General features: G+C 67.5%; 17 protein-coding genes. 8 read left to right on the forward strand and 9 right to left on the reverse strand.

Annotated elements, in window-relative coordinates; genetic code table 11:
- Nucleotides 1-219: 219 nt before the first annotated feature.
- Nucleotides 220-828, forward strand: coding sequence for an HAD family hydrolase (locus ACQY8M_RS31385; RefSeq protein ID WP_428664473.1), 609 nt, complete (start codon nucleotides 220-222; stop codon nucleotides 826-828).
- Nucleotides 829-851: 23 nt separating this feature from the next.
- On the opposite strand, the gene ssb is transcribed toward ACQY8M_RS31385, so the two are convergent.
- Nucleotides 852-1,355: a single-stranded DNA-binding protein gene (ssb, locus tag ACQY8M_RS31390; RefSeq protein ID WP_428664476.1), complete on the reverse strand. Its 504-nt coding sequence runs from the start codon at nucleotides 1,353-1,355 to the stop codon at nucleotides 852-854.
- Nucleotides 1,356-1,465: 110 nt separating this feature from the next.
- Entirely contained in the window at nucleotides 1,466-2,254 is a 789-nt protein-coding gene (locus tag ACQY8M_RS31395) for an aspartate/glutamate racemase family protein (protein WP_428664479.1), read from the reverse strand.
- Between the two features lie 95 nt (nucleotides 2,255-2,349).
- Between ACQY8M_RS31395 and ACQY8M_RS31400 the strand changes: the two genes are divergently transcribed.
- Nucleotides 2,350-3,591: an MFS transporter gene (locus tag ACQY8M_RS31400; RefSeq protein ID WP_428664482.1), complete on the forward strand. Its 1,242-nt coding sequence runs from the start codon at nucleotides 2,350-2,352 to the stop codon at nucleotides 3,589-3,591.
- 42 nt (nucleotides 3,592-3,633) lie between these two features.
- Here the strand turns inward: ACQY8M_RS31400 and ACQY8M_RS31405 are convergent, their stop codons facing one another.
- On the reverse strand, nucleotides 3,634-4,503 hold the full coding sequence (locus tag ACQY8M_RS31405) for a pirin family protein (protein ID WP_428664485.1): 870 nt from the start codon (nucleotides 4,501-4,503) through the stop codon (nucleotides 3,634-3,636).
- A gap of 88 nt (nucleotides 4,504-4,591) precedes the next feature.
- Here ACQY8M_RS31405 and ACQY8M_RS31410 point away from each other — a divergent pair, with 88 nt between their 5' ends.
- Together ACQY8M_RS31410 and uvrA are read left to right on the forward strand one after the other, a co-directional pair.
- Complete coding sequence (locus ACQY8M_RS31410) at nucleotides 4,592-5,521, forward strand: LysR substrate-binding domain-containing protein (protein WP_428664487.1); 930 nt, start codon at nucleotides 4,592-4,594, stop codon at nucleotides 5,519-5,521.
- A 117-nt stretch (nucleotides 5,522-5,638) separates the two neighbouring features.
- Nucleotides 5,639-8,533: an excinuclease ABC subunit UvrA gene (gene uvrA, locus ACQY8M_RS31415; RefSeq protein ID WP_428664489.1), complete on the forward strand. Its 2,895-nt coding sequence runs from the start codon at nucleotides 5,639-5,641 to the stop codon at nucleotides 8,531-8,533.
- Nucleotides 8,534-8,560: 27 nt separating this feature from the next.
- Here uvrA and ACQY8M_RS31420 read toward each other — a convergent pair whose 3' ends face one another.
- Genes ACQY8M_RS31420 through pdxH form a run of 3 tightly spaced genes read right to left on the reverse strand, consistent with a single transcriptional unit; the run spans nucleotide 8,561 to nucleotide 11,540 of the window.
- Complete coding sequence (locus tag ACQY8M_RS31420) at nucleotides 8,561-10,054, reverse strand: AAA family ATPase (protein WP_428664492.1); 1,494 nt, start codon at nucleotides 10,052-10,054, stop codon at nucleotides 8,561-8,563.
- Nucleotides 10,051-10,974: a cation diffusion facilitator family transporter gene (locus tag ACQY8M_RS31425; RefSeq protein WP_428664494.1), complete on the reverse strand. Its 924-nt coding sequence runs from the start codon at nucleotides 10,972-10,974 to the stop codon at nucleotides 10,051-10,053. The genes ACQY8M_RS31420 and ACQY8M_RS31425 overlap by 4 nt, the downstream gene beginning before the upstream one ends.
- Nucleotides 10,947-11,540, reverse strand: a complete 594-nt coding sequence (gene pdxH / locus ACQY8M_RS31430) for a pyridoxamine 5'-phosphate oxidase (protein ID WP_428675555.1) — start codon at nucleotides 11,538-11,540, stop codon at nucleotides 10,947-10,949. Before pdxH ends, ACQY8M_RS31425 begins: the two co-directional genes overlap by 28 nt.
- Before the next feature lie 78 nt (nucleotides 11,541-11,618).
- Between pdxH and fabI the strand changes: the two genes are divergently transcribed.
- Genes fabI through sppA form a run of 4 tightly spaced genes read left to right on the forward strand, consistent with a single transcriptional unit; the run spans nucleotide 11,619 to nucleotide 15,859 of the window.
- Nucleotides 11,619-12,458, forward strand: coding sequence for an enoyl-ACP reductase FabI (gene fabI, locus ACQY8M_RS31435; protein ID WP_428664497.1), 840 nt, complete (start codon nucleotides 11,619-11,621; stop codon nucleotides 12,456-12,458).
- A 20-nt stretch (nucleotides 12,459-12,478) separates the two neighbouring features.
- Entirely contained in the window at nucleotides 12,479-13,549 is a 1,071-nt protein-coding gene (gene aroC / locus ACQY8M_RS31440) for a chorismate synthase (RefSeq protein ID WP_428664500.1), read from the forward strand.
- 49 nt (nucleotides 13,550-13,598) lie between these two features.
- Nucleotides 13,599-14,081, forward strand: coding sequence for a hypothetical protein (locus ACQY8M_RS31445; RefSeq protein WP_428664503.1), 483 nt, complete (start codon nucleotides 13,599-13,601; stop codon nucleotides 14,079-14,081).
- Nucleotides 14,082-14,098: 17 nt separating this feature from the next.
- A complete protein-coding gene (sppA, locus tag ACQY8M_RS31450) occupies nucleotides 14,099-15,859 on the forward strand; it encodes a signal peptide peptidase SppA (RefSeq protein WP_428664506.1) in 1,761 nt (586 codons plus the stop codon).
- A 66-nt stretch (nucleotides 15,860-15,925) separates the two neighbouring features.
- On the opposite strand, the gene ACQY8M_RS31455 is transcribed toward sppA, so the two are convergent.
- Genes ACQY8M_RS31455 through ACQY8M_RS31465 form a run of 3 tightly spaced genes read right to left on the reverse strand, consistent with a single transcriptional unit; the run spans nucleotide 15,926 to nucleotide 18,244 of the window.
- The gene (locus ACQY8M_RS31455) at nucleotides 15,926-16,927 is read right to left on the reverse strand and encodes a hypothetical protein (RefSeq protein WP_428664509.1); all 1,002 of its coding nucleotides are present in this window, start codon (nucleotides 16,925-16,927) and stop codon (nucleotides 15,926-15,928) included.
- A gap of 5 nt (nucleotides 16,928-16,932) precedes the next feature.
- Nucleotides 16,933-17,415, reverse strand: coding sequence for a 2'-5' RNA ligase family protein (locus ACQY8M_RS31460; RefSeq protein WP_428664512.1), 483 nt, complete (start codon nucleotides 17,413-17,415; stop codon nucleotides 16,933-16,935).
- A gap of 1 nt (nucleotide 17,416) precedes the next feature.
- Nucleotides 17,417-18,244, reverse strand: coding sequence for a DUF169 domain-containing protein (locus ACQY8M_RS31465; RefSeq protein WP_428664514.1), 828 nt, complete (start codon nucleotides 18,242-18,244; stop codon nucleotides 17,417-17,419).
- Nucleotides 18,245-18,248: the final 4 nt, after the last annotated feature.

The raw sequence follows: 18,248 nt of genomic DNA on the forward strand, positions 1-18,248 counted from the left end.
GCGGCGCCGGCGGAAGGGTCGTATCGTCGCTCACGGAAACCTGGATTTTTGTTTGTTCTCTCGGGCGCGCCGAGGCATTTTGCACCCTAGCAAACGGGCGTGGAAAGACCAACAAAAAACGGTTCCGGCAACACACTTTAAGCGACTGATTTTATTGACTAAATTCGCCCCGTGATTCACCCCCTGAAAGGCCGTGTTTTGCCCTTATCCAAGCCTTCGGTGGCGGTCTTCGATCTTGGCGGCGTGCTGATCGACTGGAACCCGCGCCATCTTTATCGCCAGCTGATTCCCGACCCGGTCGAAATGGAGCGTTTCCTTGCCGAGGTGACGACGCGCGAGTGGCACATGGTGCAGGATGGTGGCGGCGATCCCGGCGAGGCGACGCGCCGCCTGCAGGCCCTCCATCCCGACAAGCACGCGTTGATCGGCGCCTTCTATGGCCGGTTCGACGAGATGTGCGCTCACCCCTTCCCCGAGATGGCAGCGCTGGTCGAGAGACTGCATGCAGCAGGCACGCCGCTTTACCTGCTGTCCAACGCCCCGAACCTGCTTGACCCGTGGCTGCGCGGGCCGGCCCGCCAGCGCCACCCGTTTCTCGGGCTGTTCCGCGACTACGTGGTCTCGGGCCTGGTCGGCCATTCCAAGCCCGACCGGGCGATCTATGACCTCGCCTGCCGTACCGGCGGGTTCCAGCCGGATGAGGCTGTGTTCATCGACGACGTGCTGACGAACGTCGAAGGCGCACGGGCAGCCGGCATGGCCGCGGTCCACCACCAGTCGGCAGCCGAGACGGTCGAAACACTGCGGGCGCTGGGGCTACCCGCCTAGCCAGTGCAGGTTTCAAGCCCGACCTAGAACGGAATGTCGTCGTCGAGTTCGGCCTTGCTGCGCGCCGCCGCCGTCGCGGGACGGCCACCGCCCCCACCACCGCTGCCGGCCATCGGCGCGCCGTAGTCGTCATCCATGCCCCCGCCGCCCATCGAGGCGCCGCCGCCTTCTCCGCTACGGCCGTCGAGCATGGTGAGGGCGCCGCCGAAGCGTGGGATCACGACCTCGGTCGTGTAGCGTTCCTGGCCGCTCTGGTCGGTCCATTTGCGGGTCGAGAGCTGCCCCTCGACATAGATTTTCGAGCCCTTGCGGATGTACTTCTGCGCCACTTCCGCCAGCTTTTCGTTGAAAATGACCACGCGGTGCCACTCGGTGCGCTCTTTCCGCTCGCCGCTCTGGCGATCGCGCCAGGTATCCGACGTGGCCACCGACATGTTCACCATGGACCTGCCATCCTGCATCGACCTCACTTCGGGATCGCGGCCGAGATTGCCGACCAGGATGACTTTGTTGACGCTGCCCGCCATGGGGGCCTCCTTCGCCTTCCCGGTGCCCGCGGGACGCGGGCACCTACCTCACAGGCGGCCAACCTACTGCCGCTCGCCTGTGAACAGCCACCGATTTTGGGTTGTGGCTGTCAGTGCGCGAGGAACTGGGCAATCGCCGCCGGTGGCGCCTTGGCGTAAGTGCCGCGGCGGCTCACCACGACCCTGGTGATGTCGCGCAGCGCCAGCGCCATTTCGGCAGCCTTGGCCACTACGGCGATACCGTTCATGATCGGCGCGCCATCGATCACGAAAGGCGCTTCGCGGGCGAACAGCATCATCGGCAGCCCCCCTGCGGGGATGATGATCTCGGCGCCGGCCGCGATCAGCGGCTTCACTTGCTGCACGAACTGCGCGCGGACCGCCTCATAGGCCTGCTCGTCAGTAAATGCCTTCATGAATGCCGGGACGTCCATCTCGAGCGATTGCGTCCCGGCACAGCGCTCGGCCAGGCCGTGAAGCCGCACTTGTCGGTCGTGCCAGGGCAGGAAGACGGGATTGACGGTCACCAGCCCAAAGCGATGGGCCATGCTCAGGGCGGCGAGCATGTTGGCCTCGCCCAAGCTGATCACCGGGATATCGACGGCGCCACGCAGCTCGATCAGGGCCGGTTCCTGGAAGTGGCCGAGCACAAAAGCGTCGTATCCTTCCTCCTCGGCCCGGAGGGCATTGCGGATGACCTGACCGGCGCAGCGGAACTCGCTCAGCGCATGGAACGCGAAGTCCGGCGGATCGAGGCCGCGGACCTCGAAGCGGATGCCCGGACTTGCAATCGCGTCGAGCATGCCCTGCAGGCGATCGATGTAGGGCGCTTGCTCGATCGGGTGCACGAAGCTCTGGTACCAGATCCGCGAAACGCTACCGGCCGTCGTCGTTGCCATGGGTCTTGCCTCCTGTCGGGAGCAGAGACTAGCTCATGCACGCCCTCCGACAATTCATTGGTCGCCCGGAAGGACGTTCCTTAACCTCGTCCGCCATGAGCAATTCCTTCCACGTTCCCCAGGTCTCGCGGGGCGCGGCCTACGCCATGCTGGGCGGGGCGGCGCTGATGATGACCATCGGGATGGGCATCCGGCAGAATCTCGGCCTCTTCCAGGCGCCGGCCGCACGCGAGCTCGGCATCGCCATCTCCGACTTCGCGCTCGCCATCTCGGTGCAGCAGGTCGCGTGGGGTGTGAGCCAGCCTTTCGCCGGCATCCTGGCCGACAAGTACGGCACGCGATGGGTATCGCTGATCGGGGCGCTGATCTACATCGCGGGCGTCGTGCTGACGGCCACGGCGACGAGCCAATGGCCGATCGTGCTGGGCTCGGGCGTGATGATCGGCGTGGCTCTCGCCTGCACGAGTTCGGGCATCACGGCGAACATCGCCGCGCGTGTCGTGGCACCGCATCGCCGGACCCTGGCGTTCGGGCTGGTTTCGGCAGCAGGTTCGGTCGGGACCATGTTCACCGCACCGATTGCCGCGTACTTCCTCAATCACGACGGCTGGCGTGCCGGCATGTGGGCCTTCGCAATCCTCGCCCTGGCCATGCTGCCGGCCGCCTTTATCGGCAGCCGGGCCGACCGGTTGCCCAACAGCCGCGTCGCCGATCGTAACCTTACGTTGATGAGCGCCCTGGACGAGGCGCGCCGTCACAGCGGCTACGTGGTGATGTCGCTGGCCTTCTTCGTCTGCGGCCTGCAGCTCGTCTTCATCACAACGCATCTGCCGACCTATCTCGCCCAGTGCGGCGTCGACCCGAGCTACAGCGCGCTGATGCTGATGCTGGTCGGCGGCTTCAACATCCTCAGCTCGTGGCTGTTCGGCTGGCTGGGCGACCGCTATCCCAAGCGCTTCCTGCTGGGCGGAATCTACCTGCTGCGCTCGGCGGCGATCGCCGCCTTCTTCCTCCATCCACCTACGCCACTCAGCATCGTGTTGTTCGGCGCCGCCATGGGCACCCTCTGGCTGGGCGTCATCCCGCTGGTCAACGGGTTGGTCGTGCAGCTCTTCGGCCTGCGCTTCCTGTCGACGCTGACCGGGATTTCCTTCCTCAGCCACCAGGCCGGCTCGTTCCTCGGCGCCTGGGGCGGCGGCTATCTCTTCGATCTGATGGGCAACTACGACCTCGCCTGGAAGGCAGCGGTCCTGATCGGCTTGATCGCGGGCACCGCGCAGCTTCTGATGAACGACAGGCCGACCGAGCGGATGGCCGAGCAAGCTGCCGCAGCCTGACGGTCGTCGGACCCGGCCGTCCCTGGCGGCCGGGTCCCCTCGTCAGGCGGCGGCATTCGCGAACCGGCCGGCATTGAAGTCGTCGACGGCCTGCCGGATCTCGGCCTCGCTGTTCATGACGAACGGACCGTAGCCCACGATCGGCTCCTCAATCGGCTCGCCCGTCAGCATGAGCAGCGTGGCATCGCCGTCTGCGTGGATCGACACGTCCCGGCCCTCGCGGCCGAGCAGCACCATCTCCGCTTCACCCGCTTCCTGCGATCCGTTCACGGTGACATGCCCGCCGAGAACCACCAGCATGGCGTTGTGCCCTTCCGGCAGGTCGAGCGTTAGGTCAGCGTCGCGGTTCAGCCGCACGTCCCACACGTTGACCGGCGTGAAGGTCCGCGCCGGGCCGGTCGCGCCCTGCAGGGTGCCTGCGATCACGCGCGCCCTGCCGGCGCCGTCCGGCAGCGCCACCACCGGTATGTCCGCCGCCACGATGGCCTGGTAGCCGCCGGGCGCCATCTTGTCCTTCGCCGGCAGGTTGACCCAGAGCTGGACCATACGGAACGGACCGCCCGTCCGGGCGAAACCGGGCGAGTGATACTCCTCATGCAGGATGCCGCCCGCGGCGGTCATCCACTGCACGTCGCCCGGCCCGATAACGCCGCCGTTGCCCGCCGAGTCGCGATGCTCGACCTCGCCGTCATAGACGATGGTGACGGTCTCGAAGCCGCGATGGGGGTGCTGGCCGACCCCGCGCCGCGTCTTGGTCGGCTCGAAGTTGTGCGGGCCGGCGTAGTCGAGCAGCAGGAACGGGCTGATATGAGCACCGAGCGTGTTGTAGGAAAACAGCGAGCGCACCGGAAAGCCGTCGCCCACCCAATGGCCGCGATCGTTGCCGTAGCGGCCCAGGATCTTCTTGTTCATGTGGTCCTCCGTGATCGTCCCCAGATGGCGCGCCCGCGCCGCTTCCGGAAGTTTGCGATCCTCGACGCAGCGTCCTACCAACAGGACGATGCAGGACCTCAACGATCTCTACTATTTCGTCCAGGTCGTCGACCATGGGGGCTTCGCCGCCGCCGGCCGGGCCCTGGGCATGCCGAAGTCGAGGCTCAGCCGCCGCATCCTGGGGCTCGAGGAGCGGCTGGGCGTGCGGCTGCTCAGCCGGTCGTCGCGCCGTTTCTCGGTGACCGACGTAGGCCGGGAGTTCCACGACCGCTGCGTGGCCATGCTGGTCGAAGCCGAGGCGGCCGAGCAGGTAGTCGCCCAGATGCAGGCCGAGCCGCGCGGCATCGTCCGGATCAGTTGCCCGACCGCGCTCGTCCTGTCCCCGATCGGCGCGCTGATCGCCCGGTTCATGGTCGAGAACCCGGCCGTCGAGGTCCATCTGGAGAGCACCAACCGCCGCGTCGACGTGATCGCCGAGGGGTTCGACGTGGCGATCCGGGTGCGCTTCGCGCCCCTGGAGCCGACCGATCTCGTGATGCGGAGGCTCGACGACAGCACACAGTGCCTCGTGGCGGCCCCGAGCCTGGTGCCGGCCGCGCTGGGGTCGCCCGCCGACCTGCATGGCCTGCCGAGCCTCGATCTCGGCCCGCCGCGCCGCGACCACCAGTGGCGGCTGGAGGGAAAGGACGGAGCGACCGCCGCCGTTCCCCATCGCCCTCGCCTCGTCACCGACGACATGTCGGCGCTGCGGGAGGCGGCGATCGCCGGGCTGGGCGTCGTGCAACTGCCGACCATGACGGCATGGCAGGACATCGAAGCCGGCCGGCTGGTCGACCTTCTGGCCGGCTGGCGCCCGCGGCCCGGCATCATCCACGCCGTTTTCCCGTCGCGCCGCGGCCTGCTGCCGTCGGTCCGCGCCGTGCTGGACTTCCTGACCCGCGAGTGCGCCGCCCAGAGGAACCGGGCGGCCGACATGCTGGCGCGGGTCCACAGCTGAACGGAGGAATCCGGGCCTGCCGGGGCCGCCAGACAATTTCTGACGCGGCAAATGGTTATTTCTCATGTGGATAGCCATATGCGCGCCTCCCCCAACGCGCGCTATTGTCGGGACCACATGGCCAAGTCACGCTTACCCGCCGCTACCGCCGAGCCGCATCGCTATATCTCCGTCCGCGGAGCGCGCGAGCACAATCTCAAGAACGTCGACATCGACCTGCCGCGCGACAAGCTGGTCGTCATCACCGGCGTGTCCGGCTCGGGCAAATCGTCGCTCGCCTTCGACACGATCTACGCCGAGGGTCAGCGCCGCTACGTCGAGAGCCTGTCGGCGTACGCCCGTCAGTTCCTCGAGCTGATGCAGAAGCCCGATGTCGATTCGATCGAGGGCCTGTCGCCTGCCATCTCGATCGAGCAGAAGACGACGTCGCGCAATCCGCGCTCGACGGTCGGCACGGTCACCGAGATCTACGATTATCTGCGCCTGCTGTTCGCGCGGGTCGGCGTGCCCTACTCGCCCGCCACCGGCCTGCCGATCGAGAGCCAGACCGTGTCGCAGATGGTCGATCGCGTGAAGGCGATGCCCGACGGCACACGCCTCTACCTGATGGCGCCGATCGTGCGCGGCCGGAAGGGCGAGTACCGCAAGGAGCTGCAGGAGCTGCAGCGCAAGGGTTTCCAGCGGGTCAAGATCGACGGCAAGCTGTACGAGATCAACGAGGCCCCGGCGCTCGACAAGAAGTACAAGCACGACATCGACGTCGTCGTGGACCGCATTGTCGTGAAGCCCGACCTCGGCAACCGGCTTGCCGATTCGATCGAGACGGCGCTCACGCTGTCCGAAGGCCTGGCGGTCGCGGAGAACGCCGATACCGGCGAGCGCACCGTCTTCTCCTCGCGCTTCGCCTGTCCGGTCTCGGGTTTCACCATCGAGGAGATCGAGCCGCGGCTGTTCTCCTTCAATGCCCCGCAGGGCGCCTGCCCCGCGTGCGACGGCCTCGGCGTGAAGATGTTCTTCGATCCGGGCATGGTCGTGCCGGACGATCGCTTGTCGCTGGCCGAAGGCGCGGTCGCGCCGTGGGCCGATTCGTCGGGCCAATATTACCTGCAGACGCTCGAGAGCATCGCCAAGCACTACAAGGTCAAGATGTCGACGCCCTGGAAGGAGCTTCCGAAGAAGGTGCGGGACACGATCCTGAACGGCAGCAGCGGCGAGGCGATCGCCATGCGCTACGACGACGGCATCCGCCAGTACCAGACCACCAAGCCGTTCGAAGGCGTGATCCCCAATCTCGACCGCCGCTGGAAGGAGACCGACTCCTCGTGGGTGCGCGAGGAACTGGAGCGTTTCCAGCACGAGGCCAAGTGCGAGACCTGCGACGGCGCGCGACTGCGGCCGGAAGCGCTGGCGGTGAAGATCGCCGGGCTGAACATCAGCCAGACCACCGAATTCTCGATCGGCGACGCGGTGAAGTGGTTCCTCGCGCTCGATCCCAAGCTGACGGCCAAGCAGCGCGAGATCGCCGCCCGCATCCTGAAGGAGATCAACGAGCGGCTGGGCTTCCTCGACAATGTCGGCCTCTCCTACCTCACGCTGAATCGCACCTCGGGCACGCTGTCGGGCGGCGAGAGCCAGCGCATCCGCCTGGCGTCGCAGATCGGCTCGGGACTGACCGGCGTGCTCTATGTGCTGGACGAACCGTCGATCGGGCTGCATCAGCGCGACAACGACCGGCTGCTGAAGACGCTGACGCGCTTGCGCGACCTCGGCAACACGGTGCTGGTGGTGGAGCATGACGAGGATGCGATCCGCTCGGCCGACCATCTGGTCGACATGGGCCCTGGCGCCGGCGCGCATGGCGGCACGGTGATCGCCGAGGGCACGCCCGACGAGGTGATGCAGAACAGCGCCAGCCTGACCGGCCAGTACCTGTCGGGCTTCCGCCAGATCCCGATCCCCAAGCTGCGCCGCGAGCCGAAGAACACCGGCAACCGCTGGCTGACGCTCAAGGGCGCCAAGGCCAACAACCTGCAGAACGTCACGGCCAGCATCCCGCTCGGCACCTTCACCTGCGTCAGCGGCGTGTCGGGCAGCGGCAAGAGCACCCTGATCGTCGAGACGCTGTACAAGGCGCTGGCCAAGAAGCTGAACAATGCGCGCGAATACCCTGGCGAGCACGCCAGCCTCGAGGGCGTCGGCCAGCTCGACAAGATCGTCGACATCGACCAGTCGCCGATCGGCCGCACGCCGCGCTCAAATCCGGCGACCTATACCGGCGCCTTCTCGCCGATCCGCGACTGGTTCTCGCAGCTGCCCGAATCGACCGAGCGCGGCTACAAGCCCGGCCGCTTCTCGTTCAACGTCAAGGGCGGCCGCTGCGAGGCCTGCCAGGGCGACGGCGTGATGAAGATCGAGATGCACTTCCTGCCGGACGTCTACGTCCAGTGCGACGTCTGCAAGGGCAAGCGCTACAATCGCGAGACGCTCGACATCGTCTTCCGCGGCAAGTCGATCGCCGACGTGCTCGACATGACGGTCGACGAAGGCTGCGAGTTCTTCAAGGCCGTGCCGGTGATCCGCGACAAGCTCGTGACCCTGCAGCAGGTCGGGCTGGGCTACATCCATATCGGCCAGCAGGCGACGACTTTGTCGGGCGGCGAGGCGCAGCGGGTGAAGCTCGCCAAGGAACTGTCGCGCCGCGCCACCGGGCGCACGCTCTACATCCTCGACGAGCCGACCACCGGCCTGCATTTCGAGGACGTGCGCAAGCTGCTCGAGGTGCTGCATCGCCTGGTCGAGGGCGGCAACACGGTGCTGGTGATCGAGCATAATCTCGAGGTCATCAAGACCGCGGACTGGGTGCTCGACATGGGCCCTGACGGCGGCACCGGCGGCGGTCGGCTGGTCGCCGAAGGCCCGCCCGAGGAGATCGTGAAGGTCCCAGAGAGCTACACCGGCCAATACCTCGCCCGCCTGCTGCCGCGCAGCGCCTCGGCGAAGAAGCGGGCGTAGACGTAAACGACAGAGACGCGCTCCCAGCTATGACTTCTGGCGTCTCCACCTGATCTCGCCCAGCTCGTAGCTGAACTGGCGCTCTACAACGGAGGGCGTGGCGTCTGAGGCGTCGCCCTTGCGCGCGGCGACGCGGGACTGGGCAACTTCCTTCGGCACATCGAGCCACAGGCCCTCGAACGGCACGCCGACCTTTCGGGCCAGCCCTTCGGCGGCTTCGCGCTCTACGGGCTTGGCGAAGACCGCGTCGAGCACGACGCTTTGGCCGGCTCGGATTATGCGCTCGGCTCGCTCGAACATGGCGGTGTAGGTCTTCGCGGAAGCATCGGGGGTATAGCTGCCAGCCGGCATGCGATCTTCGAGCGCAACCCCGGCGAGTCGCTTGCGCTCGACGTCGCTGCGCACAACGACGGCGCCCGGCGTGCGGCCGATCTCGGGCGCGAGGCGCAACGCCGTCGTCGTCTTGCCGCTGCCCGACAGTCCGCCGACCGCCATCACACGCGGCGGCGCGGGCTGCAGAAACGACAGCGCAACTCGCTGGTAGTCGCGAGCCCGGGCGGTGTCCCCATCGCCGAGAGACGCGGCTTGGGCATCGACGAAGGCGCGGATCGCGGCGCGGCGCGACAGGAACATCGGCAGCAGCGCCAGCGCCTCCTCGTGCGGGGCATCGGGCATCTCGGCGATGCGCCACAGCCATTCGTTCAGCAGCCGGTTGGCCAGCGGTCGCAGCGTGCGCTCACACAGGTCCATCAGCGCAAACGACAGGTCGTAGAGGACGTCGATATTGGCAATGCGCTCGGAGAACTCGATGGCGTCGAACGGGACCGGATTGCCGTCGAGCAGAACGATGTTGCGCAGATGAAGGTCGCCGTGACAGCGGCGGATCGCGCCGGCCTCGACCCGGCGCGCCACGAGATCGATATACGGCTCGAGCGCCGCCGGCATCTTCTCGGCAAGGGCCTCGCTGGTCGGCGGATCGAGCCGCGCCCCCTGCTCCAGCATCTGGCGGATGTCGGCCGCGACCGAGTGGCGATAGTCGTCGGGCCGGCCGAACCCGTCCCGAATCGGCGCGAGGCCATCGTGGTAGTGAGCGATGCGCTCCCCGAGCGCCGCCATCAGCCCCGGCGTGAGCTGGCCGCGCTCGGCCATGCGGTCGAGCAAGCCGTCCTCGTCGAAGCGGCGCATGACGACCAGCCAGTCGATCGCGTCGGTGGCATGCTCGCCGACCTCGCCCAACACCAGCTCGGGCGTCCGCCGCACGGGCGCCGTGCCGAGATAGATCTCGGGCGCCAGCCGCCGGTTGATGTCGATCTCGGCCCCGCACATTGCGGCGCGACGCTCGACGGTCGAGAAATCCATGTAGGGGAACTTCACGGCCCGCTTGAGCTTGTAGCCGCGCTCCCCCGACAGGAAGACCACGGCACCATGCGTGTCGATGCGCTTGGCCGGCGCGAGCCGCTTTTCGAGGAAGGCGATGACCTCCGACTGGTCTTCGATGACGAAGGAAGGACGGGTCGTCATTCGGCGGACGGATCGTCGTCGACATAGGGGTCGACATGCAGGATGACCTCGGCGCGCGGGAAGGCTTCGCGAATCGCCGCCTCCACGGAGTCGCCCATGACATGGGCGCGGCCGAGCGACATGTTGGGATGGAGCACGACGTGGAGCTGGATGAACTGCGTCAGGCCGGCCGAACGCGTGCGCAGGTCGTGCACGTTGCGCACGCCGGGATGGCGACTGACGATATCGATGATCTTCTGGCGATCCTGCGCCGGCAATTCGCGGTCCATCAGCACGTCGATCGACACCCGGCCGATCGACCAGGCGCCAGCCGCCAGATAGCCCGCCACGCCGAGCGCGACCGCGAGGTCGATCATCGGCTCGCCAAGCCGGCTGGACAGATAGATCCCGATCCCGACGGCGATGTTGTTGACGAAGTCCGTCGTGTAGTGCGCACGGTCCGCGCTGATGGCGAGCGATCCGGTCTGCCGCACCACGTGGTTCTGGAACAGCATCAGGACCAGGGTGAGCACGATGGCGAGCGCGCTCACCGCCGCGCCGACGAGTTCCTCCTGGACAGGCCGGGGATGCAGGAAGCGGTCGATCACGGTGAGCACCAGCCCGCCCGACGAGGCGGCGATGAAGCCCGCCTGGGCCACGCCCGCGAGCGCCTCCGCCTTGCCGTGGCCGAAGCGATGATCCTCGTCCGGCGGGACAAGCGCCTGGCGGATGGCCACGAAGGTGATGAGGGAGCTCACCAGGTCGAGCGCCGAGTCGATCAGCGACGACAGCATGCTCACCGAGTCGGTGATGAGCCAGGCGACGGTCTTGGCGGCGATCAGCACGGTCGCAACCGTCATCGACGCGATGCTGGCCCATCGCATCAGGCGCGACGCCGCCTCGGGCGTGGCGGTCAGGGGTACAGGGTTTGCGTCGACCATGGCGATGCAGCGTCGGCACGGCGGTATTCCAGCCGGTCATGTAGCCGGAACGCCTGGTCCTGCCAAAATTCGATCAGCAGCGGCTGCAGCCGGAAGCCGGACCAGTGCTGCGGCCGCGGAACCGTCCCTATGAGATACCTGGCGCCGAACTCCGCGACGCGCTTCTCCAGCGCAAACCGGCTCTCCAGCGGCCGCGACTGGTCCGAGGCCCAGGCGCCGATCTGGCTGCCGCGAGCGCGGGTGGCGAAATAGGCGTCGGCCTCCTCGGCGCCGGTTTGGGAGACCGGTCCCTCGAGCCTTACCTGCCGGCGCAACGACTTCCAGTGGAAAAGCATCGCTGCCTTGGGGTGGGCGATCAGCTGCCGCCCCTTCCGGCTTTCATAGTTGGTGTAGAAGACGAAGCCGGCCGGGTCGTAGCCTTTCAGTAGCACCATGCGGGCCGACGGCGTGCCGTCCGGCCCGACGGTGGCCAAAGTCAGGGCCGAAGGGTCGTTCGGCTCGCTCTTCTCGGCCTCGGCGAACCATTCGGCGAAGAGGGCCAGCGGATTGGCTAACTCGCGGATCATGACCACAATATGCAGGGGCGGAACGCCTTCCACCACCGGCATCTTGTCCCGGTGGCTCGGCCCCGCTAAGAACACGCCATGACATCTGCCGCACAACTCATGGCCGGTAAAAAAGGCCTGATCATGGGCGTCGCCAATGAGCGTTCGATCGCCTGGGCCATCTCCAAGGCCTGCCACGACGCCGGCGCCGAGCTCGCCTTCACCTTCCAGGGCGAGGCGCTTGAAAAGCGCGTGCGGCCGCTGGCCAAGTCGATCGGCCGCGAGAACATGGTCTACCCATGCGACGTCACGGACGCCGCCAGCATCGACGCCACCTTCGCCGCGGTAGAGAAGGAATGGGGCGGGCTCGATTTCCTGGTCCACGCCATCGCCTTCTCCGACAAGAACCAGCTCAAAGGCCGCTACCTCGACACCACGGCAGAGAACTTCGCGCTCACGATGAACGTGAGCTGCTATTCCTTCACGTCGGTGGCGCAGCGCGCCGTGCCGTTGATGAAGAACGGCGGCAGCCTGCTCACCCTCACCTACTACGGCGCCGAACGGGTGATCCCGCATTACAACGTCATGGGCGTTGCCAAGGCGGCGCTCGAGGCGAGCGTGCGCTACTTGGCGATGGACTTGGGCGAGCAGGGCATCCGGGTCAACGCCATCTCGGCCGGCCCGATCAAGACGCTGGCCTTCGCCGGAATCGGCGACAGCCGCTATATCCTGAAGTGGAACGAGCTCAATTCGCCGCTGAAGCGCAATGTCGAGCCGAAGGAAGTCGGCAATGCCGGCCTCTTCCTTCTGTCCGACCTCGGCACCGGCGTGACCGGTGAAGTGATGCACGTCGACGCCGGCTACCACGTCGTCGGCATGGTCAAGACCTCGTCTGCGAAGCAAATCGCCGAGCTGCTCGGCAACTTCGAAGGCGAGTAGATACGGGAGGCCGGCAGACCATGGCCGGCAATAGCTTCGGGTCCCTCTTCCGGTTCACCAGCTGGGGCGAAAGCCACGGCCCCGCGATCGGCTGCGTGGTCGACGGCACGCCGCCGCGCATCCCCCTGGCCGAGGCCGACATCCAGGTCTGGATGGAAAAGCGCCGTCCGGGCCAATCGCGCTTCGTCACTCAGCGCCAGGAGCCCGACACGGTGAAAATCCTGTCGGGCGTGTTCGAGGGCGTCACGACCGGCACGCCGATCGCGCTGCATATCGACAACGTCGACCAGCGCAGCCGCGACTACGGCGAGATCAAGGACCGCTTCCGGCCGAGCCACGCCGACTACACCTATTTCAAGAAATACGGCGTGCGCGACTATCGCGGCGGCGGCCGCCAGTCGGCGCGCGAGACCGCGGTCCGGGTCGCCGCCGGGGCGATCGCCCGCAAGATCCTGGGTGATACCGTCACCGTCCGCGGCGCGGTAGTCCAGATCGGCAGCCAGAAGATTGACCGTGCCAGCTGGGACTGGGATGCCACGGGCGACAACCCGTTCTGGTGTCCCGACCGCCAGGCGGCCCAGGGCTGGGAGGGCTATCTCGACGACGTGCGCAAGCGCGGCAGCTCGTGCGGCGCGGTGATCGAGGTCGTAGCCTCGGGCGTGCCGGTCGGACTGGGCGAGCCGGTCTACGATAAGCTGGATGCCGATCTCGCCCGCGCGCTGATGAGCATCAATGCGGTGAAGGGCGTCGAAATCGGCGACGGCTTCGCGACTGCGGCGATGAGCGGCGAGGAGAACGCCGACGAGATGCACATGCACGACGGCGAGGCGGCCTTTCTCAGCAACCATGCCGGCGGCATCCTGGGCGGCATCTCGACCGGCCAGGAGATCGTCTGCCGACTGGCGGTGAAGCCGACCAGCTCCATCCTCTCGACCGTGCGCAGCGTCGACAAGTTCGGCAACGAGGTCGAGCTCCGCACCAAGGGCAGGCACGATCCCTGCGTCGGCATCCGCGCCACGCCGGTGGCGGAAGCGATGGTCGCCTGCGTGCTGGCCGATCATCTGCTGCGCCATCGCGCCCAGTGCGGCTGAGCCCGTGAGGCCGTTGCAAGTCCGTTACAGCCGCCTTCACAACATCAGCATGACGGTGCTGGCGGCCGGCATGATCGGCATTTCCATCCTGCACTTCGTCACCGGCGCGGGGCAGGCGCCGTCATTGACCGCCAACGATCCACGCTTCGTGCTCTATGCCGTGCTCGTCGCCGCCATGGGCTATTACGCTTGGGCAGGGTTCACGCGGTCGAGGAACCCCGAGCCCCAGCTGGTGATTGACCACGACGGCATCGCGGTCGGCTTCGGCCGCAACCGGCGCTTCGCGTGGAATGAAATCCTGTGGGTCCGACTGCGCCGGCTCGGCTTCCGTCCCCAGCTGCAGATCGGCCTCGTCCCCGAAACCTTCATGCGCACTGACCTCCGGCTTTCGATGTGGAACCTGGACGACGGGCTGCGGCCGATCCGTGGCGCGCCGGCGGCCGTCGCGGTGCGCGACAACGGGCTCGATGCGCGCGCGTCGGCCATGCTTGATGCTGTTCGGTCGTTTCGGCCCAATCTCGTGAAATCGTAGAGTGGAGTAGAGCGCCCATGCGGCGGTTCATCGTTGGCCTGCTGGCCACCGTCGGCACGGTGACACTGCTGGCGATCACAGGCGTCGTCGTCTTCCTCGTCACCGGGCCGCTCGCGCCCCGGCAACTGCCTGCCTCAATGGTGCTCTCGCTCGACCTGCGTCAGCTGCCGACCGAGAACCCGTCGGGCAACCTGCTGAGCGGCGGTCTGTGGCGCGACCAGCGCGACCTCACGGACACCCTGCAGCTTTTATGGCAGGCCGCGGAGGATCCGCGCGTCGTCGGACTCTATGTCGAGATCGGCGACGACGCCGCCGGTCTCGCACGCGTCCAGGAGCTGCGCCAGGCGATCACGCGCTTCCGTGGCAAGGGCAAGTTCGCGATCGGCTTCGCCGAAGGGCTGGGCGGCAATGGAGACCATTTTGCCGATTACTACCTCGCCTCGGCGCTCGACCGGATCTGGCTGCAGCCAAGCGGCGGCTTCACGGTGCTGGGCCTTGCGGTGGAAACGCCCTTCCTGCGCAACGGGCTCGACAAGCTCGGCGTCAGGATCGAGGGCGGCAAGCGCTGGGAGTACAAGAGCGCGCCCGACAGCTTTACCGAGAACGGCTACACGCCGGCCGCCCGCGAGAACCTTCAGCAGCTCATCGACGGCCTGTATGGCCAGTTCATCGAGGATGTGGCGCGCGAGCGCAAGATCGCGCCCGCCAGGCTGCGCCAGCTGATCGACGCCGCGCCCTTCGAAGCCGACCGCGCCCTCAAGGAGGGACTCGTCGACAAGCTCGGCTATCGCGCCGACGCGATGGACGACGTCTGGCAGCGTGCCGGCGCGACACACGACCTGATCGACCTTGAGGACTATGCCAACGACGACAAGCGCCCGCGCTCGAGCGGCGACGTCATCGCCCTGGTGCGCGCCACGGGCACGATCACCTCGGGCTCGGGCGATGGCGGCCTGCTGGGCGACGACTCCCAGGCCACCGCGGAGGACGTGGTCGACGCCCTGGAATCGGCGGCGCAAAGCAAGGACGTGAAGGCGATCGTGCTGCGCATCGATTCGCCGGGCGGGACGTATCCTGCCGCCGACGCCATGGCCGACGGCGTCGCCCGCGCGCGCGCCGCCGGCAAGCCGGTGATTGTGTCGATGGGCGACGTCGCGGCGTCCGGCGGCTACCTGGCAGCGGTACGGGCCGACGTGATCGTGGCACAGCCCGCGACCATCACCGGCTCGATCGGCGTGTTCGGCGTCTGGCCGGTGGCGTCGGAGCTGCTCGACAAGCTCGGCGTCCGCATGCAGCGCCTGGGGACCGGCGCCAACGCCGGCATGTATTCCACCTTCCAGCCGCCCAGCGCGCCGCAGCGGCTTGCAATCAGCCGCGAGCTCGACGCCGTCTATGCCGATTTCACGCGCCAGGTCGGCGAGGCGCGCAAGCTCGATGCAGGCCGCCTCGACGCCGCGGCCCGCGGCCGTGTCTTCACCGGCGTCGACGCGCGCAATGCCGGCCTGGTCGACGAGCTCGGCGGGCTGCAGCTCGCGCTCAGCATCGCCAAGACCAAGGCCGGCCTCGACGACGCCCGGCCGATCCGGGTCCGCCGCTTTCCCGCCGAAGAAGACCGCTTTCACAAGATCGTCGACCGCGTGATGCGCCTCGTCGGCGTCGACGCGCGGGGCCCGACGATCCGCGCACCGCGCGAGATCCGCGAAACCCTCGCCCGCTTCGGCGTCGCCGGCCACCCCGGCAACGTCCGCCTCCCGCCCCTGCCGCCGCTCTGGAAGTAGCAATAGAACCCTCCCCCGTCCTACGGAGGGCTATCGCATTCACCGGCAGAGCCAACTCATTCCGCCCTACCGCCGCTCGCCGAGCAGGGTGGCGACGGCGCTCCACAGCTTCCAGCCGTTGGCGGCGGTGACGGCGTTGAAGTCGACATGGCCGATGTCGTCGACCAGGAACAGCGAGACGCGCGCATTGGACGCGGCGGCGGCCAGCACCTGGCTCTCGCTGTAGGGCACCAGGCGATCGCCGCGGCCATGCACCAGGATCAGGTGGCCGTGCAGTCGGGAAAGGTCATGGAGCGCGAGGTTCAGTCCGTCGATCTCGCGCCGCACCTTCTCGGGCAGGGCCGCGACAAGGCGCGTGACCGTGTCGGGATCGCGGTTCTCGACCAGCGCCAGCACCGCGCGCCCGTCGGGGCCGAGCTTCGCCGCCAGGGGAAGAACGTCGGCATCCGGCTGCTGAAACCGGGTGTGTGCAATCGTCTGCAGGATGAATGCGTCGCCAGCATCGTCGAGGCGGTCGGCATTGGCCCGCAGAAACGCCCAGCGGCCGTAGTTGTTCGGTGTCACGCGGAACTCGCGCGCGTCGCCGAGCGGGCGGAACGCACCGGTGGTCACAAAGCGGATCGCTGCTTCCGAATCATGGTATCCGCCGATCCCGACGACAAAGGCCAGGTCGTCCTGCAGGGCCGCGGAGACCCGGTCGGCATCGGCGCACGACAGCGCCAGCCGGCGCACCTCGGGCAGCTCCGGCACCAGCACGACGAAGCCCGCACGCGCGAGGGTCCGCGCGAGCGCCTGAAGGCGCGGCTCATCGCGGCCGAGCACGGCCGCGCCGGGCACCAGCACCATGGCTGCCCGTGCCGTCGTTGCCGGCGTGTAGAGGTCGCCCTCGCCGTCGAACCAGCGCACCGCCCGATCGCTCGGGCGATCGGTGAGATGTTGCCAGAGGGTCTGCTCTCCGCCGGCCGCGACGTCCCAAACGATCAGAGCGGCCTCGGTCCAGAGCACCGGGCGGCCGAAGGCAAGGACAAGCGCGGCAATTCCCAGAAGCACCAGCGCGAGCCGGCGCAAGACCCTCATGTGCCGAGGCGGACCGTCGCCAGGGTGTCGAGCCGGTCGCCGTCACGCTTCAGCAGCGCAAGTTCCTCGACCCTTCCGTGAATCGGAAGATGCTGGCGCCCGACGATGCGCGCAACCTGCTCGGCTTCGCTCGCATGCGAGAAGAGACCGAGCGTGATGTGCGGCTGGAACGGCTCGTGCCACTTCACAGAATTCAACGCGTCATACAGTACGGTCAGCTCGGCCGCGCCGTCTGACGGCTCTGCGTAGAGATGGAGATCGACGCGCGCGATGCGGTCGATCAGGAACCAGAACGGCCGCCGGTCGATGGCGGCCAGCGTGTCCCGTAGCGCGGCCTCGCGATCGACGGCCACCCCGAACACCAGCGTGAAATGCGGGCCGATCAGCTCGGCCTCGCGCGGATGGTATTGCGCCCTCAGGCGGCGCAGGGCTGTGTCGTCGGCCTCGCTCAGCAACGGCCAGGCGACGACATAGAGCACGTCAGCTGTAGCTCTTGGCCATGCCGAACGCCGGATCCATCGCCGCGCCATAGGGCGGAAACGGATAGCGCAGCCCGTTCTTGCCGAGATGGCCCATGCCCTCGATGGCGCGCAGGAACTCGTCCGGCGGGCAGGCCATCAGGAGCTCGTCGTCGGCCACGCCGCCGTAGCGCCGCTCAGCATAGCAGGGCAGCGACAGCGAGGTCTGGCGCGTGGCGAGCGCCCTGCCCCACGAATCGGCACAGGCACTCTCACCGGTGACGGTGAAGTCGTAGCGGCGATAGCGATGGAACTGCAGGCCGTTGATGAAATAGATCATCTGGCCGGGCGTGCCGTAGAACAGGCAGATGTCCGGCGGATCGAGCCGCGCCGAGCGTAGCGGCGAGACGACCAGCCCGTTGTACTTGCCGTCGGGCACACGCGGCATCTGCGCCTGGTGGGCGGCTGACGCCTCCTTGTTGCCGAACCACACGCCGTTCATGTGGTCGCCCGAGAGGAAGCCCTCGCCCGGGTGATTGAGGCCGACGACGCCGCCGCAATTGCCGCCGCGCGTGTTGTCGACGGTGATGCCGAGCGTGAAACCGTACCAGCGCGACTGGGTCACCATTTGGCACATGGTGAACTTGAAGCCCTCGGTCGGTTTGCGCACGCCCTTGATCTTCTCCATGTCGGCCGGATCCTCGAACAGCCGCATGCCGATCGGCTGGGTGCGGATGCGCAGCAGGTCGATCAGCTTGGCCGAGGCGTCGGCCAGCATCGCGCTGTCGATCTTCTCGGGCGGCGTCCACGGCGCGGTCTTGTAGCCCGGCGGCAAGGTCTGCACGTTCATTGTT

The organism is Reyranella sp., assembly GCF_965279465.1.
GTDB lineage: Bacteria > Pseudomonadota > Alphaproteobacteria > Reyranellales > Reyranellaceae > Reyranella.

Bases quoted from the DNA above. Each gene is read 5' to 3' on its own strand.
- ssb (WP_428664476.1), bottom strand. From the start codon at position 1,355: ATGGCGGGCAGCGTCAACAAAGTCATCCTGGTCGGCAATCTCGGCCGC.
- ACQY8M_RS31395 (WP_428664479.1), bottom strand. From the start codon at position 2,254: ATGGCAACGACGACGGCCGGTAGCGTTTCGCGGATCTGGTACCAGAGC.
- ACQY8M_RS31400 (WP_428664482.1), top strand. From the start codon at position 2,350: ATGAGCAATTCCTTCCACGTTCCCCAGGTCTCGCGGGGCGCGGCCTAC.
- ACQY8M_RS31405 (WP_428664485.1), bottom strand. From the start codon at position 4,503: ATGAACAAGAAGATCCTGGGCCGCTACGGCAACGATCGCGGCCATTGG.
- ACQY8M_RS31410 (WP_428664487.1), top strand. From the start codon at position 4,592: ATGCAGGACCTCAACGATCTCTACTATTTCGTCCAGGTCGTCGACCAT.
- uvrA (WP_428664489.1), top strand. From the start codon at position 5,639: ATGGCCAAGTCACGCTTACCCGCCGCTACCGCCGAGCCGCATCGCTAT.
- ACQY8M_RS31420 (WP_428664492.1), bottom strand. From the start codon at position 10,054: ATGACGACCCGTCCTTCCTTCGTCATCGAAGACCAGTCGGAGGTCATC.
- ACQY8M_RS31425 (WP_428664494.1), bottom strand. From the start codon at position 10,974: ATGGTCGACGCAAACCCTGTACCCCTGACCGCCACGCCCGAGGCGGCG.
- pdxH (WP_428675555.1), bottom strand. From the start codon at position 11,540: ATGATCCGCGAGTTAGCCAATCCGCTGGCCCTCTTCGCCGAATGGTTC.
- fabI (WP_428664497.1), top strand. From the start codon at position 11,619: ATGACATCTGCCGCACAACTCATGGCCGGTAAAAAAGGCCTGATCATG.
- aroC (WP_428664500.1), top strand. From the start codon at position 12,479: ATGGCCGGCAATAGCTTCGGGTCCCTCTTCCGGTTCACCAGCTGGGGC.
- ACQY8M_RS31445 (WP_428664503.1), top strand. From the start codon at position 13,599: ATGACGGTGCTGGCGGCCGGCATGATCGGCATTTCCATCCTGCACTTC.
- sppA (WP_428664506.1), top strand. From the start codon at position 14,099: ATGCGGCGGTTCATCGTTGGCCTGCTGGCCACCGTCGGCACGGTGACA.
- ACQY8M_RS31465 (WP_428664514.1), bottom strand. From the start codon at position 18,244: ATGAACGTGCAGACCTTGCCGCCGGGCTACAAGACCGCGCCGTGGACG.